This is a genomic window from Mesorhizobium sp. UC74_2 (genome assembly GCF_042701485.1).
Lineage (GTDB): Bacteria > Pseudomonadota > Alphaproteobacteria > Rhizobiales > Rhizobiaceae > Mesorhizobium.
Window position 1 is genome coordinate 2,768,798 of the sequence record NZ_CP170562.1, and the last position, 21,749, is coordinate 2,790,546.

Here is a 21,749-nt window from a genome sequence, read left to right on the forward strand (position 1 = left end):
TCAGATTTTTCCTTTGCTCGCTGCCGTTACTGGCGGAAGGGGAAGTTGAAAGCCTTGAGCAGTGCCCTGGCTTCGTCGTCCGTCTTCGCAGTCGTACAAACGATGATGTCCATGCCCCAGATCTGATCGACCTTGTCGTAGTTGATCTCCGGGAACACGATGTGCTCCTTGATGCCCATGGCGTAGTTGCCGCGGCCATCGAAGCTCTTCGGATTCAGGCCGCGGAAGTCGCGAACGCGCGGCAGCGCGATGTTGACCAGGCGGTCCAGGAATTCATACATGCGCTCCTTGCGGAGCGTCACCTTGGTGCCGATCGGCATGTTCTCGCGAACCTTGAAGCCGGCGATCGACTTGCGGGCGCGGGTGATGACCGGCTTCTGGCCGGCGATCATCGCAAGATCCTCGGCAGCGACCGAAGGCTTCTTGGAGTCGCCCGTGGCTTCGCCGACACCCATGTTCAGCACGATCTTGTCGATGCGTGGAATCTGCATCTCGTTGTCGTACTTGAACTGCTCCAGCAGCGCCTTCTTGATGGTCTCGTTGTAGACCTGCTTCAGGCGCGGCGTGTTCTGCGGGGTTTGTGCTGCCTTAGCCATTGATGACTTCTCCCGAGCGCTTGGCGACTCGTACCTTCTTGCCGTCCTTCTCAAGCTTGAAGCCGATACGGGTCGGCTTGCCATCCTTGGGATCGGCAACGGCGATGTTCGAAAGGTGGATCGGCGCTTCCTTGCGGATCAGACCGCCCTGCTGGGCCTGGGTCTGACGCTGGTGGCGAACCACGATGTTGATACCGCGAACAATCGCGGTGTCTTCCTTCGGCTGAACGGACAGAACTTCGCCGGAGCGGCCCTTGTCCTTGCCGGAAAGCACGACGACCTTGTCGCCTTTGCGGATCTTTTGCATTTCTCCGGCTCCTTACAGCACTTCAGGTGCGAGCGAGATGATCTTCATGTGGTTCTTCGCACGAAGTTCGCGCGGAACCGGCCCGAAGATACGGGTGCCCACCGGCTCTTTCTTGTTGTCGACGAGAACGGCTGCGTTCTTGTCGAAACGGATCACGCTGCCGTCCGGACGACGGATGTCCTTGGCCGTGCGAACCACGACCGCCTTCATCACATCACCCTTCTTCACGCGGCCGCGCGGAATGGCTTCCTTGATCGACACCACGATGATGTCGCCAACGGAGGCATACTTCCGCTTCGAGCCGCCCAGCACCTTGATGCACATGACACGACGAGCGCCGGAGTTGTCCGCGACGTCGAGGTTTGTTTGCATCTGAATCATGACTGGCCGCCTTCTTCTTCGCTATCGGGACGGGCTTAAGAGCCCCTCCCCGGTCTGTCCAAAATTCGTTTCGTTACGCCTGATCGGAACCGATCACGACCCAGCGCTTATCCTTGGAAATCGGAGCCGATTCCTCGATGGACACCTGGTCGCCCACCTTGTGGGTGTTGTTCTCGTCATGCGCCTTGTACTTCTTCGACATGCGCACGGTCTTCTTCATCACCGGGTGGGTGAAGCGACGCTCGACCTTGACGACGACCGTCTTCTCGTTCTTGTCGCTGACGACGGTGCCCTGCAGGATGCGCTTTGGCATGATTCTCGTCCTTATGCCTTCTTGGCCGCTGCTTTTTCAGCAGCGATGGTCTTGATGCGCGCGATGTCCTTGCGGACCTGCTTCACGCGCGCGGTCTTTTCGAGCTGGCCGGTGGCCTTCTGAAAGCGCAGGTTGAACTGCTCCTTCTTCAGATCGGCAAGATCAGCGTCGAGCTCGTCGACGGTCTTCATACGTACATCAGAGGCCTTCATCGCTTAGCCCTTCCTTATTCTGCAATGCGCTGCACGAAGCGCGTGCGAACCGAGAGCTTGGCCGCACCGAGGCGCAGGGCCTCGCGAGCGATCTCTTCCGACACACCGTCGATCTCGAACATGACGCGGCCCGGCTTGACGCGGCAAGCCCAGTAGTCGACCGCGCCCTTACCCTTACCCATGCGGACTTCGGTCGGCTTCGAGGTCACCGGAACGTCCGGGAACACACGGATCCAAACCCGGCCGGCACGCTTCATCTCGCGGGTGATCGCGCGGCGGGCCGCCTCGATCTCACGCGCGGTGACGCGGTTCGGCTCCAGCGCCTTCAGTCCGAAGCCGCCGAAATCCAGGTTGGTGCCACCCTTCGCGGTGCCGTGGATGCGGCCCTTGAACTGCTTACGGAACTTTGTGCGCTTTGGCTGCAGCATCGTTCTAACTCCAGATTCCTATGCTTATCAGGCGTTTTCGCGACGACGGCTGCGCTCGGAGCGCTCCCCGCCCTGCGAATGATCGCCTTCGGTAGCACGACGTTCCGAGGCCATCGGGTCGTGCTCGAGGATCTCGCCCTTGAACACCCACACCTTGACGCCGCAGATACCATAAGCGGTCTGGGCTTCGGCGGTGCCGTAGTCGACATCGGCGCGCAGCGTATGCAGCGGCACGCGGCCTTCACGGTACCATTCCATGCGGGCGATTTCGGCGCCGCCGAGACGGCCCGAGCAGTTGATGCGGATGCCTTCGGCACCGAGACGCATGGCCGACTGCACGGCGCGCTTCATGGCGCGACGGAATGCGATACGGCGCTCGAGCTGCTGGGCGATCGACTGAGCGATCAGCGTCGCGTCGGTCTCCGGCTTGCGCACTTCAACGATGTTGAGATGCGTTTCGGACTGCGTCATCTCGGTCAGCTTCTTGCGCAGCTTCTCGATGTCGGCGCCCTTCTTGCCGATGATCAGACCCGGACGAGCAGCGTGAATGGTCACGCGGCACTTCTTGTGCGGACGCTCGATGACGATCTTGGAGATCGCGGCCTGCTTGAGTTCCTTCTCAAGATATTCGCGGATCTTCAGGTCTTCATGCAGCAGCTTGCCGTACTCGCCGGTGTTTGCGTACCAGCGGGAGTTCCAGGTGCGGTTGATGCCGAGACGGAGACCGATCGGATTGATTTTCTGACCCATTATGCGGCCTCCCCTTTCTCTTCAACCTCACGCACGACGATCGTGAGGTGCGAAAACGGCTTTTCGATACGGCTGGCGCGACCGCGGCCACGAGCGTGGAAACGCTTCATGACGATCGACTTGCCGACATAGGCCTCAGCCACGATCAGCGCATCGACATCGAGGTCGTGGTTGTTTTCCGCGTTGGCGATCGCCGATTCCAGCGTCTTCTTCACGGTGTCCGAAATCCGCTTGCGCGAGAATTCCAGATCGTTGAGCGCAGCAGCGACCTTCTTGCCGCGGATCATCGCAGCAACGAGGTTCAGCTTCTGAGGGCTGATGCGGATCGTGCGCAGAACGGCACGAGCCTCGTTATCAGCAAGCCTGCGCGGAGCTTTGGCCTTGCCCATGATTACTTCCTCTTCGCTTTCTTATCCGCGCCGTGACCGTAATAGGTCCGGGTCGGAGCGAATTCACCGAACTTGTGACCGACCATGTCCTCGTTCACCGAGACCGGGACATGCTTCTGGCCGTTGTAGACACCGAAGGTGAGGCCGACGAACTGCGGCAGGATGGTGGAGCGGCGGCTCCACATCTTGATCACCTCACTACGACCACCTTCACGAACCTTGTCTGCCTTCTTCAGAAGGTAGCCGTCGACGAAGGGGCCTTTCCAAATCGAACGAGTCACTTGGCGTTACCTCTTCTTAGCTCTTGCGCTGATGGCGCGAGCGCACAATGAACTTATCGGTCGCCTTGTTGGACCGCGTCTTCTTACCCTTGGTGGGCTTACCCCACGGCGTGACCGGATGACGGCCACCCGAGGTGCGGCCTTCACCACCGCCGTGCGGGTGATCGACCGGGTTCATGGCGACACCGCGGTTGTGCGGGCGCTTGCCACGCCACACCGTACGACCAGCCTTGCCGTCGTTGATGTTGCCGTGGTCGGGGTTCGACACGGCACCGACAGTCGCAAAGCACGAGCCGTGCACGATGCGCTGCTCACCCGAATTCAGGCGAAGGATCGCCATCCCCTGGTCGCGACCGACGAGCTGGGCATAGGCACCAGCCGAACGGGCAACCTGGCCGCCCTTGCCGGGCTTCAGCTCGATGTTGTGCACGATGGTGCCCACCGGCATGGCCGACAGAGGCATCGCATTGCCCGGCTTCACGTCGACCGCTTCACCAGCCACAACCTTGTCACCGGCCTGCAGGCGCTGCGGGGCGATGATGTAGTTCAGCTCACCATCTTCATACTTGATGAGAGCGATGAAGGCGGTGCGGTTCGGGTCGTATTCCAGGCGCTCGACCGTGCCGACGACATCAAGCTTGCGACGCTTGAAGTCGATGATGCGGTAGGTGCGCTTGTGACCACCACCGATGAAGCGGGCCGTGATGCGACCATAGTTGTTGCGGCCGCCCGACTTGGTCAGGCCTTCGGTCAGGCCCTTGACAGGCTTGCCCTTGTGGAGGCCCGAGCGGTCGACGATGACCAGCTGGCGGGTGCTCGGCGTTATCGGGTTATATTTCTTCAGTGCCATTGTCGTTGTCCTCGCGGCCTAGCTCAGAGACCCGTCGCGACGTCGATCGACTGGCCATCGGCCAGCGTCACCACTGCTCGCTTGACGTCGCCCTGGCGGCCGATCGTGCCGCGGAAGCGCTTCACCTTGCCCTTGCGGAGCAGGGTATTCACAGCCGTCACCTTGACGCCGAACAGCGCCTCGACTGCGGCCTTGATCTCCGGCTTCGACGCCTTCTTGGCGACGTTGAAGACCACCTGGTTGTTCTCGGAGGCCATGGTCGACTTTTCAGTGATCGCCGGCGAGACGATCACGTCGTAATGACGAAGGTCGGTCATTTGAAGCGCTCCTCGAGAGCCTCGACGGCGGCCTTGGAAAGGACCAGCGTGCCGCGGCGCAGAATGTCGTAGACGTTGATGCCCTGAATAGGCAGCACGTCGATGTTCGGAATGTTGGCAGCAGCCCGCTTGAAGCCCTGGTCGAGCTCGGCACCGCCGATAAGCAAGGCGTTGGTCAGGCCGAGCGAAGCAAAGTTCTCCACCAGCGCCTTGGTCTTGGCTTCCGTCAGCTTCAGATCGTCGACGATGATAATCGACGAGCTTTTCACCTTGGCCGACAAAGCGTGCTTGAGGCCAAGCGCGCGGATCTTCTTCGGCAAGTCAAATTCATGGCTGCGAACGACAGGACCATGAGCCTTACCACCGCCGCGGAACTGCGGAGCGCGTGCCGAATGGTGGCGGGCGCGGCCCGTACCTTTCTGCTTGTACATCTTGGCACCGGTGCGCGCGATGTCGGCGCGACCCTTGGCCTGATGCGTGCCCTGCTGCTTCTTGGCAAGTTGCCAGCGAACGACGCGGGCGAGGATATCCTCGCGTGGCTCAAGGCCGAAGATCTCTTCCGAGAGCTTCACCTTGCCGGCATCCTTGCCGGCGAGAGTGGTGATCTTGAGGTCCATTATTCCGCTCCCTCGGTGGCCGGAGCCTGATTGTTGGCGGCGGCGCGGATCGCGGCCGGCTTCGGCGCGTTGGCAGGCAGCGCAACCTTGGCGGCGTCGCGAACCAGGATCCAGGCGCCCTTGGTGCCCGGAACCGCGCCACGAATGAGAATGAGGCCGCGATCGGCGTCGGTCGAAACGACCTCGACGTTCTGCGTGGTCACGCGGGTAGCACCCATGTGACCGGCCATCTTTTTACCCTTGAACACCTTGCCTGGGTCCTGGCGCTGACCGGTCGAGCCGTGCACGCGGTGCGACAGCGAGTTACCGTGGGTAGCGCGACCGCCACCGAAATGGTGACGCTTGATGACACCCTGGAAACCCTTACCGGTCGAAGTGCCGGTGACGTCGACCTTCTGGCCGGCGACGAAGTGGTCGACGGTCAATTCGGCACCGACGTCCAGCAGATTGTCCGGCGAAACGCGGAACTCGGCGACCTTGGCCTTCGGCTCCACGGAGGCGGCGGCGAAATGACCGCGCATGGCCTTCGACGTGTTCTTGACCTTGGCAAGCCCGACGCCGAGCTGAACAGCGGTGTAGCCGTTCTTTTCCTGCGTACGCTGTGCGACGACCTGGCAGCTCTCCATGCGGAGAACGGTAACGGGGACATGCTCGCCGGCATCATTGTAGATGCGGGTCATTCCCACCTTCTGTGCAATTACACCTGAACGCATCGGTTCATCTTCCTTCAGAGGAGCAGGTCGGGTCACCCCGCCGGCTCATGGTTCAGCTCTTAGAGCTTGATTTCGACGTCCACGCCGGCGGCCAGATCGAGCTTCATCAGCGCATCAACCGTCTGCGGGGTCGGGTCCACGATGTCGAGCAGGCGCTTGTGGGTGCGCATCTCGAACTGTTCGCGGCTCTTCTTGTCGACGTGCGGCGAACGGTTGACCGTGAACTTCTCGATGCGGGTCGGCAGCGGGATCGGGCCGCGGACGTTAGCGCCGGTGCGCTTGGCCGTGGAAACGATTTCCCGAGTCGAAGCATCGAGCACGCGGTGATCGAACGCTTTAAGTCGGATGCGGATATTCTGTCCGTTCATGCGTCTATTCCTTGTTCTGGCGCGGCGCGGGCGTATCCGCGCCCGCGACAGATCTCTTGTTCTTCTTACTCGACGATGGAAGCGACGATGCCGGCGCCGACGGTGCGGCCGCCTTCGCGGATAGCGAAGCGCAGCTTCTCTTCCATGGCGATCGGCACGATCAGCTCGACGTCAACGGTGATGTTGTCGCCAGGCATCACCATCTCGGTGCCGGCCGGCAGCGAGACGATGCCCGTCACGTCCGTCGTGCGGAAGTAGAACTGCGGACGGTAGTTCGTGAAGAACGGCGTATGACGGCCACCCTCTTCCTTCGTCAGGATGTAGGCTTCCGCCTTGAACTTCTTGTGCGGCTTCACCGTGCCCGGCTTGGCCAGAACCTGGCCGCGCTCGACGCCTTCACGGTCAACGCCACGCAGCAGCGCGCCGATGTTGTCGCCGGCCTGGCCCTGGTCCAGAAGCTTGCGGAACATCTCGACGCCCGTGCAGGTCGTCTTCGAGGTCGGACGGATGCCGACGATTTCCAGTTCCTCGCCGACCTTCACGATGCCGCGCTCGACGCGACCGGTCACAACCGTGCCACGACCCGAGATCGAGAACACGTCTTCGATCGGCATCAGGAACGGCTTGTCGATCGGACGCTCAGGCGTCGGGATGTAGGAGTCGACCGCTGCCATCAGCTCGCGGATCGCGTCTTCACCGATCTTCTTGTCCGAATCTTCAAGCGCAGCCAGAGCCGAACCCTTGATGATCGGAATGTCGTCGCCCGGGAACTCGTACTTCGACAGAAGCTCGCGAACTTCCAGCTCGACCAGCTCCAGAAGCTCGGCGTCGTCGACCTGGTCGACCTTGTTTAGGAACACGACGATCGCGGGAACGCCAACCTGGCGCGCAAGCAGGATGTGCTCGCGCGTCTGCGGCATCGGGCCGTCAGCGGCCGAGCAAACCAGGATCGCGCCGTCCATCTGGGCAGCACCGGTGATCATGTTCTTCACATAGTCGGCGTGGCCGGGGCAGTCGACGTGCGCATAGTGACGGTTCGGCGTCTCGTACTCGACGTGCGCCGTCGAGATCGTGATGCCGCGAGCCTTCTCTTCCGGCGCCGCATCGATCTGATCGTAAGGCTTGTATTCGCCAAAGTACTTCGTGATCGCTGCCGTCAGCGACGTCTTGCCATGGTCAACGTGACCAATCGTGCCAATGTTCACATGAGGCTTCGTACGCTCGAATTTACCTTTTGCCATGTGAGGTCTCCATTTCCTGCATGCCCGAAGGCGTTAAACCTGGTTACTGACGCAATTCCTCGGAATTACGCGTATTTCTTCTGGACTTCCTGAGCCACCGCGGTCGGAACCGGCTCGTAGTGGTCGAACTGCATCGTGTACTGGGCGCGGCCCTGCGACATCGAACGCAGCGAGTCGACGTACTTGAACATGTTGGCCAGCGGCACCATCGCGTTGACGACGACGGCGACACCACGGGTCTCCTGACCCTGGATCTGGCCACGGCGGCTGTTCAGGTCGCCGATGACGTTGCCGACGTAATCCTCAGGCGTAACGACCTCGACCTTCATGATCGGCTCGAGCAGCTGGACGCCGAGCTTCGGCGCAGCTTCCCTGAAGGCAGCACGAGAAGCGATTTCGAAGGCCAGGACCGACGAGTCGACGTCGTGGAAGGCGCCGTCGATGAGCGTCGCCTTGACGCCGATCATCGGGAAGCCAGCGAACGGACCGGACGACATGACCGAACCGATGCCCTTCTCGACACCCGGGATGTATTCCTTCGGAACCGAACCACCGACGATCTTGGACTCGAACACGTAGTCTTCGCCTTCCGGGTTCGGCTCGAACACCAGCTTGACGCGGGCGAACTGGCCGGTACCACCGGTCTGCTTCTTGTGGGTGTAGTCCTGCTCGTGGGTGCGGGTGATCGTCTCGCGATAGGCCACCTGCGGAGCACCGACATTTGCCTCGACCTTGAACTCGCGACGCATGCGGTCAACGATGATGTCCAGGTGAAGTTCGCCCATGCCGGCGATGATGGTCTGACCCGATTCCTCGTCGGTCTTGACGCGGAAGGACGGATCCTCGGCAGCCAGACGATGCAGCGCGAGGCCCATCTTTTCCTGGTCGCCCTTGGTCTTCGGCTCGATGGCGATCTGGATGACCGGATCCGGGAATTCCATGCGCTCCAGGATGACCGGATGCAGCGGATCGCACAGCGTGTCGCCGGTGGTCGTTTCCTTGAGGCCGGCCAGAGCGACGATGTCGCCGGCGAAAGCCTCTTCGATGTCGGCGCGCGAGTTGGCATGCATCTGCAGCATGCGGCCGATGCGCTCTTTCTTGCCCTTGACGGTGTTATCGAGCGACGCACCCTTGGTGAGCTTGCCCGAGTAGATGCGGGCGAAGGTGAGCGAACCGACAAACGGGTCGTTCATGATCTTGAAGGCGAGCATCGACAGCGGCTCATTGTCGTCCGCATGACGTTCGATCTCGGCATCGGTCTTGGCGTCAACGCCCTTGATGGCCGGAACGTCGATCGGCGACGGCAGGTATTCGACGACGGCGTCGAGCAGTGGCTGCACGCCCTTGTTCTTGAAAGCCGAACCGCAGAACATCGGGTAGAACTTGACCGCGATGGTACCCTTGCGGATCAGCTTGCGGATGGTGTCATTGTCGGGGAGATTGCCCTCGAGATAGGCGTTCATCGCGTCGTCATCCATCTCGACGGCAGCTTCGATGAGCTTCTCGCGGTATTCCTCGGCCTTTTCCTTCAGGTCGGCCGGGATCTCGACGACGTCCCAGGCAGCGCCCAGCGATTCATCGCGCCAGACCAGCGCATTCATCTCGACCAGGTCGACGACGCCCTTGAATTCACTCTCGGCGCCGATCGGCAGCTGCATGACGACGGCCTGCGCACCAAGGCGCGAGCCAATCATCTCGACCGAGCGGTAGAAATCAGCACCGATCTTGTCCATCTTGTTGCAGAAGATCATGCGCGGCACATGATACTTGTCGGCCTGGCGCCAGACGGTCTCGGTCTGCGGCTCTACACCGGCGTTGGCATCGAGCAGCGCGATGGCGCCGTCAAGCACGCGAAGCGAACGCTCGACTTCGATGGTGAAATCGACGTGGCCGGGGGTGTCGATGATGTTGAAGCGGCGCATCTTGCCGTCACGGCCCTGCCAGAAGGTCGTCGTCGCGGCGGACGTGATGGTGATGCCGCGCTCCTGCTCCTGCTCCATCCAGTCCATGGTCGCAGCGCCGTCGTGGACTTCGCCGATCTTGTGCGACTTGCCCGTGTAATACAGGACGCGCTCAGTCGTCGTCGTCTTGCCGGCGTCGATGTGCGCCATGATACCGAAATTACGGTAGTCTTCGATTTTATATTCGCGGGCCATGGAAGGTGCCTCTCAAGTCTCGTTCGCGCTTACCAGCGGTAGTGCGCGAAAGCGCGGTTGGCTTCCGCCATCTTGTGGGTGTCTTCACGCTTCTTCACAGCGGTGCCGCGGTTGTTCGCCGCGTCCATCAACTCGCCGGAAAGACGGTCGACCATGGTGGTCTCGTTGCGGTTGCGCGCAGCCGTGATCAGCCAGCGAATGGCGAGGGCCTGGCGACGCTCCGGACGAACATCAACCGGCACCTGGTAGGTAGCACCACCGACGCGACGCGAACGAACTTCGACGTGCGGGGCAACGTTGTCGAGCGCCTGATGGAAGACGCCGACCGGCTCCTGCTTGGTCTTGGACTGCACCTGGTCCAGCGCGCCATAGACGATCGTCTCGGCAATCGACTTCTTGCCGTCATACATAACGGCATTCATGAACTTGGTGATCACCAGATCGCCGAACTTCGGGTCCGGGTTGATCTCACGCTTATCTGCACTGTGACGACGGGACATAGCTCTTGTCTCTCAATCTCGCAGGCTTGGCGCACAATAAAAAAGCGCCGAAGCCGGAAAACCTTACTTCGGACGCTTGGCGCCGTACTTCGAACGGCGCTGCTTGCGGTTCTTGACGCCCTGGGTGTCGAGCACGCCACGGATCACGTGATAGCGCACACCCGGAAGATCCTTCACACGACCGCCACGGATCATGACAACCGAGTGCTCCTGAAGGTTATGGCCCTCACCCGGGATGTAGCCGATCACTTCGAAACCGTTGGTCAGGCGAATCTTGGCCACCTTGCGCAGAGCCGAATTCGGCTTCTTCGGCGTGGTGGTGTAGACGCGTGTGCAGACGCCCCGCTTCTGCGGGTTCTGCTGCATGGCAGGGACCTTGTTTCGCGTTGCCGGCACCTGGCGCGGCTTGCGGATCAGCTGGTTTACGGTAGGCATTAAACCTTCCTTCTAGTTCTAAATCTCGTGTCGCAAACCCATTACGGGCCGTTTCAAGCGGCTTTCCATACGCAAATTCGGGCCGAAACCGCGCGTTTGCGGTCTTGCCCGAACAAAAAGCAGAGGAAGCGTTGCCGCTTCATGCATGACGGAAATGTCGTTCGCTCGTAAAACGAACCCTGTTTGAGGCAAACTCCAAGGCGCGACGCCTCGGAAAAGCTGACCTCACATCGGTTCAGACGTCGCGGCTTCTACTCGCAACATCGCAAACCGTCAAGCCCGCAACCCCAGAAATTACGTTTGCGTCAGTGCTTGGCTGCCCTGCGCGCGACGCATGTAATATTCTTGCGTCTTTTTGCATATGCGAGGAAGAAAGTGACCGGCTTCCAACTGTCGCCTGGCATGGCTTCGTGCAAAAAGGGGCAAAATGCTCTTTTGGAGCCGCCAAAGGAAGGAATCAGTCTTTGCAGGATCCTCTCAACGATAATGACGAGCCCCGTCCGGTCATGATCATCACCGGCCGGGTCTGGAAGAAGAAAAACGGCAAGCCGGAAGGCGTCCATGTGATGCTGATGGCGCCCGATGATGATTCCGCCGTGCGCCGCGCCCTGGAATCACTCGCGGCCGAAGGTTATGCCGAAGCCGAGCTGGACCAGATCGGCGAGATGCAGGAAGAACCTGACGAGGAGCCGCATCTCTCAGCCTATCAGGGCGCGCTCGAAGGTGAGGTCTCGATCGTCACCTTCGACGAGCCGATCTAGCGGATAACGGTCGTGGCAGGGAAACAGGCCGGACGGACGGCCTCGCGGGATTGGGCGGATCGTGCCGTCGCGGCCATCGAGGCCGACCAGCATCGTTCCGCCGATACCCATCTATGGATGCTCGACGTGCCGGCCCTCCCCGGCATCGACCTTTATCTGAAAGACGAATCCACGCATCCGACCGGCAGCCTGAAGCATCGGCTGGCACGCTCGCTGTTTCTATATGCCCTGTGCAACGGCATGATTCGTGAAGGCACAGCGGTGGTCGAGGCGTCCTCAGGTTCCACCGCCGTTTCGGAAGCCTATTTCGCACGCATGATCGGCTCGCCCTTTTACGCCGTGATGCCGCGCTCGACCTCGCGTGAGAAGATAGCCGCCATCGAGCACTATGGCGGCAATTGTCATTTCATCGACGATGGCCGGCGCATATATTCCGAATCCGCGGAACTTGCCGAGCGGCTCGGCGGCTACTTCATGGACCAGTTCACCCATGCGGAACGCGCCACCGACTGGCGCGGCAACAACAACATCGCGGAATCCATCTTCCAGCAGATGCGCGCGGAACGCTTCCCGATCCCCTCCTGGGTGGTGATGGGCGCCGGTACCGGCGGTACCTCGGCGACCATCGGCCGCTACATCCGCTACAAACGCCACGCGACGAGGCTGTCGGTCGCCGACGTCGAACATTCCGCTTTCTTTGAGGGCTATGCGACTCGAGATGCGGGCTGCTCCTGCGAACGGCCCTCCCGTATCGAAGGCATCGGCCGGCCGCGGGTCGAGCCATCCTTCGTGCCTGGCGTCATAGATCACATGCTGCGCATACCCGACGGGGTGTCGATCGCAGCCAAGCGTGTGTTGTCGCGCCGGCTTGGGCGGCGTGTCGGTGGTTCGACCGGCACCAATTTCGCGGCTATGTGCTTTCACGCAGCACGCATGATCGCTGCCGGAGAAAGCGGTTCGGTGGTGACGCTGATCTGCGATTCCGGCGAGCGCTACGCCAACACCTACTATTCGGAGGAATGGTTGCGCGCGAACGCCATTGATCCCTCCCCTTTCGAGCCCGTGCTTGAGCGTTTCCTGGCCGGCGGGCCGTTCGAACTCAAACTTGAAGAAAGCTGGCGATGACTGCTACTCCCATCAACATAGCCATTGTCGGTGTGGGCAAGATCGCCCGCGACCAGCATCTCCCGGCACTTGCCCGGGACAGGGACTACAAGCTGCTTGGCGCGGCCAGCCCGCATGGAAAGGTGGATGGTGTCGCAAACTTTGCCGATATAGAAGCCCTGCTGGCGGGCGAGCCTGCGGTCGAAGCCGTGTCGCTTTGCATGCCCCCACAGTTTCGGCATGACGCGGCGCGCGCGGCGATCCTGGCCGGCAAACATGTTTTCCTCGAAAAGCCTCCCGGCGCGACGGTGAGCGAGGTCGAGCAGCTGAAGACCTTGGCGGCGGAAAGGGGCGTGACGTTGTTTGCGTCGTGGCATTCCCGCTATGCGCCTGCCGTGGAAGCCGCACGCACTTTTCTCGCATCGGCACGGATCAAGACGGCTGCCATCAACTGGAAGGAAGACGTGCGCCGCTGGCATCCGAACCAGGACTGGATCTGGCAGCCAGGCGGCTTCGGTGTGTTCGACCCCGGTATCAATGCCTTGTCGATTGCCACCCATATCCTGCCGCCGATGTTCATCACGGCTGCGACGCTCGATTTTCCGGAAAATCGCGATGCACCAATCGCAGCACAGGTAAGCTTCCGCACCGATGACGGCATTGCGGTGGCTGTCGATTTCGACTGGCGCCAGACCGGTCCGCAAAGCTGGGACATCCTGGCCGAAACGGACAAGGGTTCGATGGTGCTTTCCGCAGGCGGATCCAGGCTTGCCGTCGACGGCAAGGTAATCCAGGAAGGTCCGGACACTGAATATCCGACACTGTACCGTCGCTTCGCCGAACTGGTACGCGGTCAAAGATCCGATGTCGATCTCGCGCCGCTCCAGCACGTGGCGGACGCCTTCATGCTCGGCAAACGCAATGTCGTCGAGGCATTCTTCGACTGACATACCGGGTATGGGCAGCATAAAGAAACGGCAGGCCAAGGCCTGCCGTTTTCATTGCGTCATGTCGATCGACTAGTTGACCGGACCGGGCATGCCGCCCTCGCCCACAGTCGGAGCTTCCGGCTTGACGCCGGTTGCGCGGTTGATGAAAACGGTCACCACCCATAGCACCACACCGAGTGCCAGAAGCACGCCGGCGATCTTGTATTGATCGGGATTACGGCCGGTCCATGGGCCGGTCAGGAAACCACAGGCGATGGCGCCAATCACCGGCAGGATGGTCGGTGCGGTGAAATGGTCATGGTCGACCTTGTCCTTGCGCAGCACCAGCACCGCGATGTTGACGATGGTGAACACGCAAAGCAGCAGCAACGCCGTCGTACCACCAAGTTGCGGCACCGAGCCGACGAAGGTGATCAGGCCGAAGGCGAGTAGCGTGGTGAAAATTATGGCGATGTAAGGCGTCTTGCGGGTCGCATGAACCTTGCCAAGCACCGGCGGCAGAACATGCTCACGGCTCATTCCATAGACCAGGCGGCTGGCCATCAGCATGTTGATGAGCGCGGAGTTCGCCACCGCAAACATCGTGATGAAGGCGAATATCCAGATCGGGAAGCCCGGCGCTCCGGTAGACACCACCTTGAGCAGCGGCGCTTCACCTTCACCGAGTTCCGCCGGCTCAACGAGTGTGACCGCCGAAACCGAAACCAGAACATAGATCACGCCGGTGATCAGCAGGCCGGCGAGCAGGATCTTGGGGAAGATCTTGGTCGGCTCCTTGGTTTCCTCGGCCATGTTGACCGAATCCTCGAAACCGACCATGGCGAAGAAAGCGAGCGTCGTAGCGGCGATGACCGGCCAGAACGGGCTCACACCTTCGGGGGTATGGAACTCGGTGACTCTCGAGACATCGCCCTGCCCCATGCCTATTGCCCAGAGACCGATTGCGATGACGATGAGCAGGCCGGTGAGTTCGACACAGGTCAGAACCACATTCAGCTTCACGCTTTCGCCGACGCCGCGGAAGTTCACCGCTGCCACGATCGCCATGAAAGCAAGCCCGAGCAGGATGATCCCGGTGCCGCCTTCCAACCCGAGGCCGAAAGCAGAGGAGAAATTAACCGCGAAAGCGCGCGAAGCCGTCGAGGCCGACGTGATGCCGGAACACATCACCGCGAAAGCCACGATGAAAGTGACGAAGTGGATGCCGAAGGCCTTGTGCGTGTAGAGCGCGGCACCGGCTGCACGAGGATATTTGGTGACCAGCTCCAGATAGCTGAAAGCGGTGATGACGGCGACGATGAAGGCGACCGGGAACGGCAGCCACACCACGCCGCCGACCTGCTTGGCGACCTGCCCGGTCAGCGCATAGATGCCGGTACCCAGAATATCGCCGACAATAAACAGCAGCATCAGCCATGGCCCCATGACGCGATGAAGGCTGGGCTCCGCCGCATCCGTGTGGCCTGATTTCAAGGTTGCGTCGGTCATCGGTCCCTCCTCGCTGCGGCACCGCGACCATCAGGTCGGACAGGACACCGCATCCTCGTTTCGCGCATGACCCCGCCGACATTCCGGCGATGGATCAAACTTCGGACCCGCCCTTATCCCCGGGTCGAGTATGGAGCAGCGACAGGCGATGTCAAACTGTCGCACCCATCGTGCACAGGCCGCCAACGGCACGCATGTCTGCGGCCTGGTTCAAGCCTTTAGCTGGGGTGGGACCAGTTGGTTCAGGATCCGGCGTGGCGCGCTTCATGGTCAAGCAGCCAACGCTTGCGTTCCAATCCACCGCCGTAATTGGTGAGCGCCCCATCGGCGCCGACAAGGCGATGGCACGGCACGACGACCGATAGCGGATTGGAACCATTGGCATGACCAATGGCGCGCGCAGCATTCGGCCGGCCAAGCCTTTGGGCGAACGCGCCATAGGCAAGTGTCTCACCGGGGGCTATCTCACGCAGGGCCGTCCACATCTCGTTCTGAAAGGCGGTGCCGTCCAGTCTGACCGGCAAGGTACGAAGGAGATCGACCTCGCCATCGAAGTAGGTCGCGAAAGCCTGCCTTGAGCCGGCGGAAACAGTCCCTGCCCTCAGGCAATACCGACCAGATGCCAAACGATAGCGCAACCAGCGATCCATGCGATCATCGCAATCGGCAAACTCCACCATGAAGAGGGCATCGCTCTCGTCCTCGATCACGACCAACGGCCCGATCGGCGTCGCAACCGTTCCGGAGACCAACCCGATCTGCTCCTTGCCTTTGCGCGTCATCGTCCTGTGCACTCTCCACAACGTTGGCTCACCGCGGGCCGCGGCGAGCTTAGCCGCTTCATGCGCCGTTTCCTGTCAGGAGTATCGGCAACATCACAGAAAAGACGCGCAAGTTCAGCGCGCGTCATGGAAGATGATCCCGACGGTGTGGCGATGTCCTGAACGGATGCGACTGACACCGTGGCGCAGATTGACACGATAGTTGCCTTTCATGCCCCGTACCGGTCGATTGTGGACAGCGAAAGCGACGGCATCACCCTGGCGCAGCGGCACAACCTCGGCCCGGCTCTGCATGCGTGGCCGCTGCTCCGTCAGCACGAATTCGCCACCGGTGAAATCGCGGCCGGGTTCAGACAACAGCACCGCCACCTGGATCGGAAAGGCGAGATCGCCGTAAAGATCCTGGTGCAAGCAATTGAAGTCGCCTGCCTTGTATTGAAGCAGAAGCGGCGTCGGTCGCTGCTGACCGGAAGCGTGGCAAAGATCGAGATAGTCCTGGTGCATGGAAGGATAGCGCGTGGCCATGCCCATGCGCTCGCTCCATCGATTGGCGACCTCCGACAGATGCGGATAAAGCGCGGCACGCAATCCGCCAATCAGATCCGGCAACGGATATTTGAAATAGCGGTATTCGCCTTTGCCGAAACCGTGGCGCGCCATCACGACGTGACTGCGGAAATGCTCCTCATGCGGATAGAGCGCGGCAATATCCGTGCATTCCTGTGGGGACAGCAACTTGCCGATCACGGCGCAGCCATAAGCGTCGAGTTCGGCGCCAAGTGCCTCCCAATCATAAGCCGCGACGCGCTGCACGGCGGCTTGATCGACGGATCGATGGATATGGACACTGGCATTCATGGCGGCCTCCTTGGCGTAGCCCGTTCTCCAACTAAAGCTGGAACGGGTTTCTGTGGCCAAGGTAGAAGCCGCGAAAAGGCTCCGCATTCCGTTTCTTGCGTCGTTTCAGCAGTCCCCGCTTCGCAATGACTTCCCCAGACGGGCAACGATGGGATCGAAACTCCCGGCCTGGGCCTTGTCATATTCGAGGCGGAAATAGGCCACCGCGCCACCACATACAGGGATAGCGCGCTCGTAATACAGGCGACCGCCTTTCGATCCCGACCAGACCGCCCATCTGGATTTCAGACGTTGATAGTCGACCGACCAGCCATCGGACCGTTCCTGGTCGACGCGCCATTTCACGTCCCTGGAGAAGTCGTTCTCGCCTGGATAACTACCCCACACCGCAAGCTCGGCTCGGCCATCCGGCGATCTCGACGTGCCGCCATCGCCGTTTGCGGATTCTTCGATCTTTGAGAACCCGGGCGGCATGTCGATCCAGTAGTTGTAGCGTGCATTGCCGTAAGGTGCCCAACCGCCGGCAAAGGCCTGGCTTGTCGCAGCAAGGGTTGCGAAGACAGCGAATGTGGTGGGTTTCACGACGACCTCGGCTGTTTGATCGGTTCTGCAATCAATAAACAAGGGTGGAACCGGACGCCAACTGTCGATCGCCGACCGAAGCAAGCAACCAAAGAAAAAGGGGCCAATTGGCCCCTTTTTTGCATCGTTTGATGACCGCTTACTGTGCGGCGGTGACCATTTCGGTCAGCATCGGCTCGGCCACTTCGACGCCCGACGTCTTGCGACGCTCGTCGAGGATGAGCTCGTCGCGATGCGTCGCGATGCGACGGATCTGGCTCATCTGGCCACCGGTACCGGCCGGGATCAGACGGCCGACGATGACGTTTTCCTTCAGGCCCTGCAGCATGTCGGTCTTGCCGGCAACGGCAGCTTCCGTCAGCACGCGGGTCGTCTCCTGGAAGGAGGCGGCCGAGATGAAGGACGGCGTCTGCAGCGAGGCCTTGGTGATGCCGAGCAGCACCGGCTGGCCGGCCGCTGGCTTCTTGCCTTCCTCGATCAGGCGCTCGTTGATCTCGTCCAGTTCGATCACGTCGACATGGTCGCCCGGGATGTAGGTCGAGTCGCCCTGCTCGGTGATTTCCACCTTCTGCAGCATCTGACGAACGATCACTTCGATGTGCTTGTCGTTGATCGTCACGCCCTGCAACCGGTAGACTTCCTGGATTTCGTTCACGAGGTAGGAAGCCAGAGCCTCCACGCCCTTGATCGCCAGGATGTCGTGCGGTGCCGGATTGCCGTCGAGGATGTAGTCGCCCTTCTCGATGACGTCGCCGTCCTGAAGATGGAACGGCTTGCCCTTCGGGATCAGGTATTCGACCGGCTCCAGCGTCGAGTCATGCGGCTCGATGATGATGCGGCGCTTGTTCTTGTAGTCGCGGCCGAAGCGGACCGTACCATCGATCTCGGCGATGATGGCATGATCCTTCGGACGACGAGCTTCGAACAGTTCCGCCACGCGCGGCAGACCACCGGTGATGTCCTTGGTCTTGGCGCTTTCCATCGGGATACGGGCAAGCACGTCGCCCGGCTTGACCGAAGCACCCGGCTCGACCGAGAGGATCGCCTCGACCGAGAGCAGGAAGCGGGCATCGCCGCCCTTCGACAGCTTGCCGACCTTGCCCTTGGCATCCTGGACGACGATCGCCGGCTTGAGGTCCGAACCACGCGGCGTCGACCGCCAGTCGATGACCTCACGCTTGGTGATACCGGTCGACTCGTCGGCGGTTTCCTGAACGGAAATGCCGTCGACCAGGTCCTCGAACGCCACGCGACCCTCGATTTCGGTGAGGATCGGACGGGTGTACGGGTCCCACTCGGCGATACGCTGGCCGCGCTTCACCTTGTCGCCGTCGTCCACGTAGATACGCGAACCATAGGTGACGCGGTGCGTGGCACGCTCCTTGCCGGTTTCGTCGAGGATCAGGATCGCCATGTTGCGGCCCATCACCACGAGGTTGCCGTCGGAGTTGCGGACCACGCTGCGGTTGCGAACGGACACGGTGCCCTCGTACGACGCCTCGAGATAGGAGGAGTCGACCACCTGGGCGGTACCGCCCATGTGGAACGTACGCATGGTGAGCTGCGTGCCCGGTTCACCGATCGACTGCGCGGCGATGACGCCGACGGCCTCGCCCTGGTTGACCGGAGTACCACGCGCAAGATCGCGACCGTAGCAGACTGCGCAGACGCCGATGCGGACCTCACAGGTCAGCGCCGAACGGATGCGGACCGACTGTACGCCAGCCTTTTCGATCTGCTCGACATCGCGCTCGTCCATCATCGTACCGGCCTTGACCAGCAGATCGCCGGTGACCGGATGGTTGATGTCGTCGAGTGCGGTGCGGCCCAGCACGCGCTGGCCGATGGAAGCGACGATCTGGCCGGCATCGACGATCGGCTGCATGGTGAGGCCCTTGTCGGTGCCGCAATCCACGGAGTTGACGATGCAGTCCTGCGCCACGTCGACCAGACGGCGGGTCAGGTAACCCGAGTTCGCGGTCTTCAGAGCGGTATCGGCCAGACCCTTGCGGGCACCGTGCGTGGAGTTGAAGTACTCCAGAACGGTGAGGCCTTCCTTGAAGTTCGAGATGATCGGCGTCTCGATGATTTCACCCGACGGCTTGGCCATCAGGCCGCGCATGCCGGCGAGCTGGCGCATCTGGGTGGGCGAACCACGCGCACCCGAATGCGACATCATGTAGATCGAGTTCATCGGCTTCTGACGGCCGGTCGGATCGAACTCGACCGCCTTGATGCGGCCCATCATTTCGTCGGCGACCTTTTCCGAGCACTTGGCCCAGGCGTCGACGACCTTGTTGTACTTCTCGCCCTGAGTGATCAGACCGTCATTGTACTGCTGCTCGTATTCCTTGGCCAAAGCCTCGGTCTCGGCGACCAGCTTCTCCTTGGTGTCCGGGATCAGCATGTCGTCCTTGCCGAACGAAATGCCGGCGCGGCAGGCATGAGCAAAGCCGAGGGCCATGATGCGATCGCAGAAGATGACCGTCTCTTTCTGACCGCAGTGACGGTAGACGGTGTCGATCATCTTGGAGATGTTCTTCTTGGTCATCTCCTGGTTGGCGGTCTCGAACGGCACGTTGACGTTCTTCGGCAGCAGTTCGCCGAGGATCATGCGGCCGGGCGTGGTGTCGTAGATCTTCGACACGACGTTGCCTTCGGCATCAACGGTCCGGAAGCGGCCCTTGATCTTGGCGTGCAGGGTGACGGCCTTGGTCTCCAGTGCATGCTGCAGCTCGCCCATGTCGGCGAACGCCATGCCCTCTCCCGGCTCGTTCTGGTTGACGATCGAGAGATAATAGAGGCCCAGAACCATGTCCTGCGACGGCACGATGATCGGTGCGCCGGAAGCAGGGTGCAGGATGTTGTTGGTCGACATCATCAGCACGCGGGCTTCGAGCTGAGCTTCCAGCGACAGCGGCACGTGGACCGCCATCTGGTCACCGTCGAAGTCGGCGTTGAAGGCCGTGCAGACCAGCGGATGCAGCTGGATCGCCTTGCCTTCGATCAGGGTGGGCTCGAACGCCTGGATGCCGAGGCGGTGCAGCGTCGGTGCGCGGTTCAGCAACACCGGATGCTCGCGGATGACCTCGTCCAGGATATCCCAGACTTCCGGACGCTCCTTCTCGACCAGCTTCTTGGCCTGCTTGACGGTCGAGGAATAACCCTTGGCGTCGAGACGGGCGTAGATGAAGGGCTTGAACAGCTCGAGCGCCATCTTCTTCGGCAGGCCGCACTGATGCAGCTTCAGCTCCGGACCGGTCACGATGACCGAGCGGCCCGAATAGTCGACGCGCTTGCCGAGCAGGTTCTGGCGGAAGCGGCCCTGCTTGCCCTTGAGCATGTCGGACAGCGACTTCAACGGACGCTTGTTGGCGCCGGTGATGACGCGGCCACGACGGCCGTTGTCGAACAGGGCGTCGACGGCTTCCTGCAGCATGCGCTTTTCATTGCGCACGATGATGCCAGGCGCGCGCAGCTCGATGAGGCGCTTCAGACGGTTGTTACGGTTGATGACGCGACGATAGAGATCGTTCAGATCGGACGTCGCGAAACGGCCGCCGTCCAGCGGAACCAGCGGGCGCAGGTCCGGCGGGATGACGGGGACGACCTTCATGATCATCCATTCCGGACGATTGCCGGATTCCATGAAGTTCTCGACCACCTTCAGGCGTTTCAAGAGCTTCTTCTGCTTCAGCTCCGACGTCGTGGAAGCGAGTTCCGAACGCAGGTCGCCTGCGATCTTCTCCAGTTCCATGCCAGCGAGCAGGTCATGGATCGCCTCGGCGCCGATCATGGCGGTGAAGGAATCTTCGCCGTACTCGTCGACGGCCAGCATGTATTCCTCCTCGCTGAGAAGCTGATGCTCCTTCAGCGCGGTGAGGCCCGGCTCGGTAACGATGTAGTTTTCGAAGTAGAGGACGCGCTCGATATCCTTCAGCGTCATGTCGAGCAACGTGCCGATGCGCGACGGAAGCGACTTCAGGAACCAGATGTGAGCGACCGGAGCGGCGAGCTCGATGTGGCCCATGCGCTCGCGGCGAACGCGTGACAGCGTGACTTCGACGCCGCACTTTTCGCAGATGACGCCCTTGTACTTCATGCGCTTGTACTTGCCGCACAGGCATTCGTAGTCCTTGATCGGACCGAAGATGCGCGCGCAGAACAGGCCGTCACGCTCAGGCTTGAACGTGCGGTAGTTGATCGTCTCCGGCTTCTTGATCTCACCGAACGACCAGGACAGAATCTTGTCAGGCGACGCCAGCGAGATGCGAATGGAGTCGAACACCTGCGCGGGCGCCTGCGGATTGAAGAGATTCATGACCTCTTGGTTCATGCCATTCTCCTTTTCGGGGTCCTCGAAAACCCCT

At 61.2% G+C, this 21,749-nt stretch carries 26 protein-coding genes; 3 read left to right on the plus strand and 23 right to left on the minus strand.

The features are described 5' to 3' along the window. Nucleotides 1–26 precede the first annotated feature (26 nt). From rplE to rpsL, 18 genes are all read right to left on the minus strand, one after another. Nucleotides 27–596: a 50S ribosomal protein L5 gene (rplE, locus tag ACFJIU_RS13430; protein WP_379072229.1), complete on the minus strand. Its 570-nt coding sequence runs from the start codon at nucleotides 594–596 to the stop codon at nucleotides 27–29. Next, nucleotides 589–903 (minus strand): 50S ribosomal protein L24, encoded by a 315-nt coding sequence (gene rplX / locus ACFJIU_RS13435; protein WP_379072232.1) that lies wholly within the window; start codon nucleotides 901–903, stop codon nucleotides 589–591. The genes rplE and rplX overlap by 8 nt, the downstream gene beginning before the upstream one ends. A gap of 12 nt (nucleotides 904–915) precedes the next feature. Beyond that, the gene (gene rplN / locus ACFJIU_RS13440) at nucleotides 916–1,284 is read right to left on the minus strand and encodes a 50S ribosomal protein L14 (protein ID WP_024924768.1); all 369 of its coding nucleotides are present in this window, start codon (nucleotides 1,282–1,284) and stop codon (nucleotides 916–918) included. A gap of 73 nt (nucleotides 1,285–1,357) precedes the next feature. Beyond that, nucleotides 1,358–1,597, minus strand: a complete 240-nt coding sequence (gene rpsQ / locus ACFJIU_RS13445) for a 30S ribosomal protein S17 (RefSeq protein WP_379072236.1) — start codon at nucleotides 1,595–1,597, stop codon at nucleotides 1,358–1,360. Between the two features lie 11 nt (nucleotides 1,598–1,608). Further along, complete coding sequence (rpmC, locus tag ACFJIU_RS13450; RefSeq protein ID WP_054311484.1) at nucleotides 1,609–1,809, minus strand: 50S ribosomal protein L29; 201 nt, start codon at nucleotides 1,807–1,809, stop codon at nucleotides 1,609–1,611. Nucleotides 1,810–1,823: 14 nt separating this feature from the next. Beyond that, nucleotides 1,824–2,237: a 50S ribosomal protein L16 gene (gene rplP, locus ACFJIU_RS13455; RefSeq protein WP_054311483.1), complete on the minus strand. Its 414-nt coding sequence runs from the start codon at nucleotides 2,235–2,237 to the stop codon at nucleotides 1,824–1,826. A 27-nt stretch (nucleotides 2,238–2,264) separates the two neighbouring features. Then, nucleotides 2,265–2,987, minus strand: a complete 723-nt coding sequence (gene rpsC / locus ACFJIU_RS13460) for a 30S ribosomal protein S3 (protein ID WP_379072240.1) — start codon at nucleotides 2,985–2,987, stop codon at nucleotides 2,265–2,267. Further along, complete coding sequence (rplV, locus tag ACFJIU_RS13465; protein WP_101934562.1) at nucleotides 2,987–3,376, minus strand: 50S ribosomal protein L22; 390 nt, start codon at nucleotides 3,374–3,376, stop codon at nucleotides 2,987–2,989. Before rplV ends, rpsC begins: the two co-directional genes overlap by 1 nt. A gap of 2 nt (nucleotides 3,377–3,378) precedes the next feature. Beyond that, nucleotides 3,379–3,657, minus strand: coding sequence for a 30S ribosomal protein S19 (gene rpsS, locus ACFJIU_RS13470; RefSeq protein WP_054311480.1), 279 nt, complete (start codon nucleotides 3,655–3,657; stop codon nucleotides 3,379–3,381). A gap of 16 nt (nucleotides 3,658–3,673) precedes the next feature. Beyond that, entirely contained in the window at nucleotides 3,674–4,507 is an 834-nt protein-coding gene (gene rplB / locus ACFJIU_RS13475; RefSeq protein ID WP_379072243.1) for a 50S ribosomal protein L2, read from the minus strand. Between the two features lie 23 nt (nucleotides 4,508–4,530). Continuing rightward, the gene (locus ACFJIU_RS13480) at nucleotides 4,531–4,824 is read right to left on the minus strand and encodes a 50S ribosomal protein L23 (RefSeq protein ID WP_101934565.1); all 294 of its coding nucleotides are present in this window, start codon (nucleotides 4,822–4,824) and stop codon (nucleotides 4,531–4,533) included. Beyond that, the gene (gene rplD / locus ACFJIU_RS13485) at nucleotides 4,821–5,441 is read right to left on the minus strand and encodes a 50S ribosomal protein L4 (protein ID WP_379072246.1); all 621 of its coding nucleotides are present in this window, start codon (nucleotides 5,439–5,441) and stop codon (nucleotides 4,821–4,823) included. Before rplD ends, ACFJIU_RS13480 begins: the two co-directional genes overlap by 4 nt. Further along, nucleotides 5,441–6,154 (minus strand): 50S ribosomal protein L3, encoded by a 714-nt coding sequence (rplC, locus tag ACFJIU_RS13490; RefSeq protein WP_101934567.1) that lies wholly within the window; start codon nucleotides 6,152–6,154, stop codon nucleotides 5,441–5,443. The genes rplD and rplC overlap by 1 nt, the downstream gene beginning before the upstream one ends. Nucleotides 6,155–6,213: 59 nt before the next feature. After that, nucleotides 6,214–6,522, minus strand: coding sequence for a 30S ribosomal protein S10 (rpsJ, locus tag ACFJIU_RS13495; protein WP_006205468.1), 309 nt, complete (start codon nucleotides 6,520–6,522; stop codon nucleotides 6,214–6,216). Nucleotides 6,523–6,587: 65 nt separating this feature from the next. Next, nucleotides 6,588–7,763 carry an elongation factor Tu gene (gene tuf / locus ACFJIU_RS13500; protein ID WP_379072248.1) on the minus strand — a complete coding sequence of 392 codons (1,176 nt, stop codon included), beginning with the start codon at nucleotides 7,761–7,763 and terminating at the stop codon, nucleotides 6,588–6,590. Nucleotides 7,764–7,828: 65 nt separating this feature from the next. Next, nucleotides 7,829–9,919: an elongation factor G gene (gene fusA, locus ACFJIU_RS13505; protein WP_379072250.1), complete on the minus strand. Its 2,091-nt coding sequence runs from the start codon at nucleotides 9,917–9,919 to the stop codon at nucleotides 7,829–7,831. Nucleotides 9,920–9,948: 29 nt separating this feature from the next. Continuing rightward, nucleotides 9,949–10,419, minus strand: a complete 471-nt coding sequence (gene rpsG / locus ACFJIU_RS13510) for a 30S ribosomal protein S7 (protein WP_379072252.1) — start codon at nucleotides 10,417–10,419, stop codon at nucleotides 9,949–9,951. Nucleotides 10,420–10,482: 63 nt separating this feature from the next. Then, nucleotides 10,483–10,854, minus strand: a complete 372-nt coding sequence (gene rpsL, locus ACFJIU_RS13515) for a 30S ribosomal protein S12 (RefSeq protein WP_024927095.1) — start codon at nucleotides 10,852–10,854, stop codon at nucleotides 10,483–10,485. 506 nt (nucleotides 10,855–11,360) lie between these two features. Here rpsL and ACFJIU_RS13520 point away from each other — a divergent pair. From ACFJIU_RS13520 to ACFJIU_RS13530, 3 genes are read left to right on the plus strand one after another with little or no spacing between them, the layout of a single operon-like run. Beyond that, a complete protein-coding gene (locus ACFJIU_RS13520; RefSeq protein ID WP_129416422.1) occupies nucleotides 11,361–11,615 on the plus strand; it encodes a transcriptional regulator in 255 nt (84 codons plus the stop codon). Nucleotides 11,616–11,627: 12 nt separating this feature from the next. Continuing rightward, nucleotides 11,628–12,740 (plus strand): PLP-dependent cysteine synthase family protein, encoded by a 1,113-nt coding sequence (locus ACFJIU_RS13525; protein ID WP_379072254.1) that lies wholly within the window; start codon nucleotides 11,628–11,630, stop codon nucleotides 12,738–12,740. Then, complete coding sequence (locus tag ACFJIU_RS13530) at nucleotides 12,737–13,666, plus strand: Gfo/Idh/MocA family protein (protein WP_379072256.1); 930 nt, start codon at nucleotides 12,737–12,739, stop codon at nucleotides 13,664–13,666. The genes ACFJIU_RS13525 and ACFJIU_RS13530 overlap by 4 nt, the downstream gene beginning before the upstream one ends. A 72-nt stretch (nucleotides 13,667–13,738) precedes the next feature. Here the strand turns inward: ACFJIU_RS13530 and ACFJIU_RS13535 are convergent, their stop codons facing one another. From ACFJIU_RS13535 to rpoC, 5 genes are all read right to left on the minus strand, one after another. Continuing rightward, nucleotides 13,739–15,157, minus strand: a complete 1,419-nt coding sequence (locus ACFJIU_RS13535; protein ID WP_379072258.1) for an APC family permease — start codon at nucleotides 15,155–15,157, stop codon at nucleotides 13,739–13,741. A gap of 242 nt (nucleotides 15,158–15,399) precedes the next feature. After that, nucleotides 15,400–15,939: a methylated-DNA--[protein]-cysteine S-methyltransferase gene (locus ACFJIU_RS13540; protein ID WP_379072261.1), complete on the minus strand. Its 540-nt coding sequence runs from the start codon at nucleotides 15,937–15,939 to the stop codon at nucleotides 15,400–15,402. A 114-nt stretch (nucleotides 15,940–16,053) separates the two neighbouring features. Further along, nucleotides 16,054–16,797 carry a 2OG-Fe(II) oxygenase gene (locus tag ACFJIU_RS13545; RefSeq protein WP_379072263.1) on the minus strand — a complete coding sequence of 248 codons (744 nt, stop codon included), beginning with the start codon at nucleotides 16,795–16,797 and terminating at the stop codon, nucleotides 16,054–16,056. A gap of 105 nt (nucleotides 16,798–16,902) precedes the next feature. Further along, complete coding sequence (locus tag ACFJIU_RS13550) at nucleotides 16,903–17,379, minus strand: hypothetical protein (RefSeq protein ID WP_379072265.1); 477 nt, start codon at nucleotides 17,377–17,379, stop codon at nucleotides 16,903–16,905. A gap of 139 nt (nucleotides 17,380–17,518) precedes the next feature. After that, nucleotides 17,519–21,715, minus strand: coding sequence for a DNA-directed RNA polymerase subunit beta' (gene rpoC / locus ACFJIU_RS13555; RefSeq protein ID WP_379072267.1), 4,197 nt, complete (start codon nucleotides 21,713–21,715; stop codon nucleotides 17,519–17,521). Between the last annotated feature and the right edge of the window lie 34 nt (nucleotides 21,716–21,749).